The organism is Actinomadura sp. 7K507 (genome assembly GCF_004348425.1).
In the GTDB taxonomy this organism is placed as follows: domain Bacteria; phylum Actinomycetota; class Actinomycetes; order Streptosporangiales; family Streptosporangiaceae; genus Spirillospora.
Genome location: NZ_SMKK01000394.1, coordinates 1 through 4,991, shown reverse-complemented (window position 1 = coordinate 4,991; position 4,991 = coordinate 1). Strand labels below are relative to the sequence as shown.

Here is a 4,991-nt window from a genome sequence, read left to right as displayed (position 1 = left end):
TATAATCCATACAGGCGGCATTCCAGTATTGGGATGCATAGCCCCGTCACGTTCGAAGGGCTCAACCTGCCCTCAGACGCCGTCGAGTGACCTCACCTCGGGTGTCCGTGCAACGGGGGGAAGCTCAGGTCCGCTTTCATCGGCTGGCTCCTGTACGCCGAGCGCTACAGACATGCGACACGCGTGCCTCGTCCTGCTGGTCCTCTACTCGCACACCGAGATCACGCCCGTCCTGGCCGACCTCGGCATCGCGCCCGCAACGCCGTGCAACGGGCTGCGCAGCCACAGAGAACGCGGCTTCGCCCTCCTGACCGAAACGCTGGACCGCCCTTACCCTTTCGAGTACTGGCCTCACCGAGGAGGCTGGACATGGGTGCGATCGGCTGGACATCAGGGGGCACTGTCAGAGACAGGCCCAGGTATTCGAAGGTGGGGACGGCGGCAGTCCCCCGCGGCGGCACGGGCTGCCAGGGAAGGTGAGCCGGTCGGCGTGAAATCAGGCTCTTCACGATCGAGGGTGTAGTTGCGGTCGGAAGCCGCCGGTTTCGAGTAGCGATCTGGCGATGTAGTTGGTCAGGTTGCGGAAGCCGAGTGCGGAGCCGCGGAGATGCTCGAGTCGTCCGTTGATGGCCTCGGTCGGTCCATTGGAGGTTCCTGGCCGGTCGAAGTAGGCCAGGATGTCGGCAGCTCGCTTCTTCAGCGTCCGTCCCAGCGTGATGACCTCGCAGAGCGGTCTGGGAACGCCGTGGCCGATCGACTCGATGAGGCGAGTCATCAGCGCGCGGCCCTTTCCCCGGTCGGGCTCAAGGTAGGCGGCGATCATCTGCTGGTAGATGCCCCAGGTGGCCTCGACCTCGACGTGCTCGTCGATGGCGAACAGTGCGGGAAGCCGGTCCTTCTGGCGGTCGGTGAGCAGGTCGACGCCGGTGTGCAGCGTCCGCCGTGCGCTGTAGAGCGGGTCGTTCTTCATGCCACGGCGCCCGTGGACGACCTGCTGCACCCGGCGTCGGCACCGGTCCAGGGCGTCACCGGCCAGGCGGACGACGTGGAAGGGATCCATCACCGCGACCGCGTCGGGCAGTTCCTCGGCGGTGGCGGTCTTGAAGCCGGTGAAGCCGTCCATCGCGACCACCTCCACCGCGTCGCGCCAAGTGTCGGGACGTTCGGTGAGCCAGGTCTTGAACGCCTGCTTGGAGCGGCCCTCGACCATGTCGAGCAGTCGGGCCGGGCCGGTGCCCTCACCGATGCCGGTCAAGTCGATGATCACGGTGACGTACTTGTCGCCACGGCGGGTGTGGCGCCACACGTGCTCATCGACCCCGATGACCTTCACGCCGTCGAACCGGCCCATGTCGTCGATCAGAACTCGCCTGCCCTCGGCCAGGACGGCGTCGTTGGCGGTGTTCCAGGCCACTGCGAGGCCCTCGGCGACACGGGCGACGGTCAGATGCTGGACCACGATCCCCTCCAGTGCCCATCGCAGCCCACGACGCGACAGCTTCGCCCGCGGCTGCGCAGCCTGGGTGGTGTCCTGGCGCCACACGTGCCCGCAGCCGGTGCACCGGTAGCGACGCACGACGACCTCCAGCGTCGTGGGCCGCCAGCCCAGCGGCTCGTGCGCCAGCCGCCGGGTCACGGTGTCACGGGGTACGCCTTCGCAGCCGCAGCGCCGGCACCACTGATCCGGTTCGACAACCCGGCAGGCCAGCACCGCACGGTCGGACTCAAGCCGCTGCCCGGTGACTTCGAGACCGAGCTCGTCGAGCCGGCAGAAGGCGGTCAGATCAGCGCAGGCGAAGCCCGCAGGAGGGGTAGCGTCGTACATGTCGAGGTCTTCCGGATGGCTGGCGTAAGAACCTCCATCCTCGGGAGACCTCGACGTCTATCCAGGGACCGACGCGCCAGCCGCCCTACACCCTCAACTGCGAAGAGCGTGAAATCAGGGTGCGCTTCGGCCGATATGGCTCACTGCGGCTTCCCGGAGTTCGCGGCGGATGAAGGGGGCGAACGGGTGGGAGCCGAGCGACAGAGCGTCCTCGACCTCGTCCGGGGCGACCACGCGCCGGGCCATGATCTCGAAGCGCGCCTCCCATGGGCGGAGTTCGACATCGGCCCGCCACACCGACCGGACGAGCACCTTTCCGCGCTCCGGGCCGGTGAGGCATTCGCCGCGGGTGAAGCCGAGCAGCCGTGCCGCCAGCACCGTGGCGCATGCCTCCTCGTCCATCTCCCGGTGAAGGGTCTGCTCCCAGTCCTCGCCGGGCTCGGGACGGCCCGCCGGCAGGTCCCAGGCGACGCCGTCCGGGGTGATCAGCACGACGTCGCCGCCGCTGGTCACGCACACCCCCTCGGCGCCATGGGGCGTTCCCGCCGGTGGGTCGGGCGGTGGATGCCACGACACAAGCCACCGCTGCCCGCCGGACCGGACAGGAATCCGCACCTCGTTCGCCGCCACCGCGCCGGTGGGCTCAGGAGTGCGCACCGGCGGCCTCCAGGGCGGTCCTGAGCCATTCCAGGAGTTCGATGTCATCGCGGCAGCGCCGATTGCGGTCCTGGCGGCGGTTGGCCCAGACGCCGACCGTGCCGTCGCCCTGGATGAGGTCGAGATCGATCAAGGCTTCTCCCCGCGCGATCTCGTAACGGTCATGTGCGTGCTCGTCCGGTGATGTCCGCCTGACCTCGACGTCGCCGTCGGCGTTCAGCGCGGCCAGGGTGTCCCGCAACAGGGATCCTCCGCGCAGCAGGACGCCTTGAAGCGGCGGGACGAGCGGCCCTGGGTCATGTCCGGTGAGCCAGACCGCCGGTATGCCGTCGATCTCGCCGCGCCGCAGGCACGCGGGGACGGGTGCGTTCGACTGCACGAGGGCGACCGCGTCGTCCGGCAGGCCGAGCGAGCGCAGGCGGCCGATGAGATCGTCGGCCTCGCGGGTGTTCATGAACCCGACCCGCACGAGATGCTCGTCCTCGATGTAGTTGTGCTGGGACGCCGCGAACCGGTCAAGCCCGCCGGGGAGCGAACGCTCCGCGTCGGTGACCCGAACGATCACGTTCGCGAACTCGACCCCCAGCGCCATCCCCCGCCTCCAATTGCTCAGGCGCCCCGGCTCTTGAGGCGGTTGAGGAACGCGCTCCAGACGTGAGGGGTGAAGGCGAGGGCGGGACCGTCCGGATCCTTCGAATCCCGTACCGCAACCGCTCCATCGCCTGACGCAACCTCGATGCAGTCGTCGGCTTGGGAGCCGCTGTGGCTGCTCTTGCGCCAGATAACGAGTGGCAGGCCTGAATATCTCATAGCTCCGAGATTATTCGGTTGATCAGGTCGCGAGAAGTGGGTTCATCAAGCGCAGAAGAGCGCAGAGCGGTGAACTTCTCGTGGTACTGAGAAGCCTCCGCTTCATCTTCCAAGATCCACTGGCCGGTGAAATGGTCGATGAGGATGGCCCTGAGGATCGACGGCGAGCCGATCTCGATGAGTTGAAACTGGCCAACGTAGGCAGGGCCGGGATCGACTGCCAACGGCAACACCTGCAACAACATGTGTTCTTGCTCGGAATCGTTGAGGAGCCTTCGAAGCTGACTGCGCATGACCTGACGGCCACCGCGTGGGCGCCGGAGTACGGCCTCATCGAGAACCACCTGGAGGAGAGTCGGACTGTTGCGGCGGAGGACTTCCTGGCGTGCCAGCCGGAACCTCACATACCGTTCGACTATGTTGTCCGGTCTTACCGGGACTCTCGTGGTGTTGACGGCGCGGGCGTAGCTTTCGGTTTGGAGGAGGCCGGGGATGAAGGTGGTCTCCGTGGTGATGATGCGTGAGGCGTCGTGTTCCAGCGAGACGCGGTCCAGGGCTTCCGGGGTGACCAGGTCCTTGTAGTCGTCCCACCAGCCGGGTTGGCGGTCCTGTTCGGCGAGGGTCATCATCGCGGCGCGGAGGTCGGTGGGGACGTTGTACCGGTCGAGGATGAAGCCGAGATCGCGAAGGCGTAGCCACTGCACGCCGTTCTCGATCTGGCTGAGCGACGAAGGCGAGCGTTCCAGGTGCTTGCCTGCGGTTTTGAGGGTGTAGCCGGACTCCTCCCTGAGGTGGCGGAGCACTCGTCCGATCTTGCGGCGGCGCGTGGTGGAGAGGGTCGCTTCCGACATGTGGTCAGCGTGTCACGCTACGGAGTCAGATGTCCGGCGAACTGGTGACCGCTGAACTTTTAGTGGGGAGTCCTTTCGGGGGATACGGAACGTGGTGTGGCCGGTGCGGTGCGCTAAGAGGCTGAGGCCCGAGAGAAAGGGTCTTCATGGCGATCAGCGAGGTCATCGCGGCACTCACGCTGCCGGGCGCGGAGCAGTCGGCGCGGCACGCGCGGGTGTTCGCGCGGGACGTTCTCGGGGAGGGGCATCCCTCGCTCCCGGACGTCCAGACGTGCGTGAACGAGGCGTTCACGAACGCGGTCGAGCACACCGCGTCCGGGCGGGACGGAAGGATCACGGTGCTGTTCTCGCTGGACGGCGAGGACATCGTCGCGGAGGTCGCCGATGACGGGGCGTCCGGGGTGCGGCCGGTGATGCGGGACGATCCGCTGGCGGAGGACGGCCGGGGCCTGCGCATCATCGATGCCCTGGCCCTGGTGTGGGGGATCCGGGCGGACGGGCATCGGACGACGGTGTGGATGCGGTTCCCGGGGCCGCCGCCGCTGCGGGTCTAGGCCGTGTTTAAGAAGTGGTCTTGGTGATTGATCGGAGCCAGATGTCGATCACGGCGACCTCGATGGTGGCCTGGTATCGGACGGCGAGCTTGTCATAGCGGGTCGCCACCGCCCGGTGCTGTTTCAGCAGGTTGGTGCCGCACTCGACTGCGTGGCGGAGCCGGTAGGCGTCCGGGTCGAACACCGGTGGGCGTCCTCCGGTCGAGCCCTTGGCCTTGCGGTTGGCCTGCTGATCGGCCTTCACGGGAATGGTGGCCGCGATCCCGCGACGGCGCAGATGGGCGCGGTTGGCCT

General features: G+C 67.4%; 7 protein-coding genes. 1 reads left to right on the top strand and 6 read right to left on the bottom strand.

Annotation, left to right across the window (positions count from 1 at the left end; translation table 11 throughout):
• Positions 1–505: 505 nt before the first annotated feature.
• The 5 genes from E1285_RS43170 to E1285_RS43150 all read right to left on the bottom strand — a co-directional run bounded on the left by E1285_RS43170 (position 506) and on the right by E1285_RS43150 (position 4,143).
• Positions 506–1,825: an ISL3 family transposase gene (locus E1285_RS43170; protein WP_132160703.1), complete on the bottom strand. Its 1,320-nt coding sequence runs from the start codon at positions 1,823–1,825 to the stop codon at positions 506–508.
• A gap of 114 nt (positions 1,826–1,939) precedes the next feature.
• On the bottom strand, positions 1,940–2,482 hold the full coding sequence (locus tag E1285_RS43165; RefSeq protein ID WP_165967017.1) for an NUDIX hydrolase: 543 nt from the start codon (positions 2,480–2,482) through the stop codon (positions 1,940–1,942).
• Positions 2,469–3,074: a hypothetical protein gene (locus E1285_RS43160; protein ID WP_132160701.1), complete on the bottom strand. Its 606-nt coding sequence runs from the start codon at positions 3,072–3,074 to the stop codon at positions 2,469–2,471. Before E1285_RS43160 ends, E1285_RS43165 begins: the two co-directional genes overlap by 14 nt.
• Before the next feature lie 17 nt (positions 3,075–3,091).
• A complete protein-coding gene (locus tag E1285_RS43155) occupies positions 3,092–3,292 on the bottom strand; it encodes a DUF397 domain-containing protein (RefSeq protein ID WP_132160700.1) in 201 nt (66 codons plus the stop codon).
• The gene (locus tag E1285_RS43150; RefSeq protein WP_132160699.1) at positions 3,289–4,143 is read right to left on the bottom strand and encodes a helix-turn-helix transcriptional regulator; all 855 of its coding nucleotides are present in this window, start codon (positions 4,141–4,143) and stop codon (positions 3,289–3,291) included. The genes E1285_RS43155 and E1285_RS43150 overlap by 4 nt, the downstream gene beginning before the upstream one ends.
• A 146-nt stretch (positions 4,144–4,289) precedes the next feature.
• Between E1285_RS43150 and E1285_RS43145 the strand changes: the two genes are divergently transcribed.
• On the top strand, positions 4,290–4,697 hold the full coding sequence (locus E1285_RS43145; protein ID WP_132160698.1) for an ATP-binding protein: 408 nt from the start codon (positions 4,290–4,292) through the stop codon (positions 4,695–4,697).
• Positions 4,698–4,704: 7 nt separating this feature from the next.
• On the opposite strand, the gene E1285_RS43140 is transcribed toward E1285_RS43145, so the two are convergent.
• Positions 4,705–4,991, bottom strand: a 287-nt coding sequence (locus E1285_RS43140) for a transposase (protein ID WP_165967016.1), incomplete at its 5' end; no start/stop codon positions are given.

Bases quoted from the DNA above. Each gene is read 5' to 3' on its own strand.
- E1285_RS43170 (WP_132160703.1), bottom strand. From the start codon at position 1,825: ATGTACGACGCTACCCCTCCTGCGGGCTTCGCCTGCGCTGATCTGACC.
- E1285_RS43160 (WP_132160701.1), bottom strand. From the start codon at position 3,074: ATGGCGCTGGGGGTCGAGTTCGCGAACGTGATCGTTCGGGTCACCGAC.
- E1285_RS43155 (WP_132160700.1), bottom strand. From the start codon at position 3,292: ATGAGATATTCAGGCCTGCCACTCGTTATCTGGCGCAAGAGCAGCCAC.
- E1285_RS43150 (WP_132160699.1), bottom strand. From the start codon at position 4,143: ATGTCGGAAGCGACCCTCTCCACCACGCGCCGCCGCAAGATCGGACGA.
- E1285_RS43145 (WP_132160698.1), top strand. From the start codon at position 4,290: ATGGCGATCAGCGAGGTCATCGCGGCACTCACGCTGCCGGGCGCGGAG.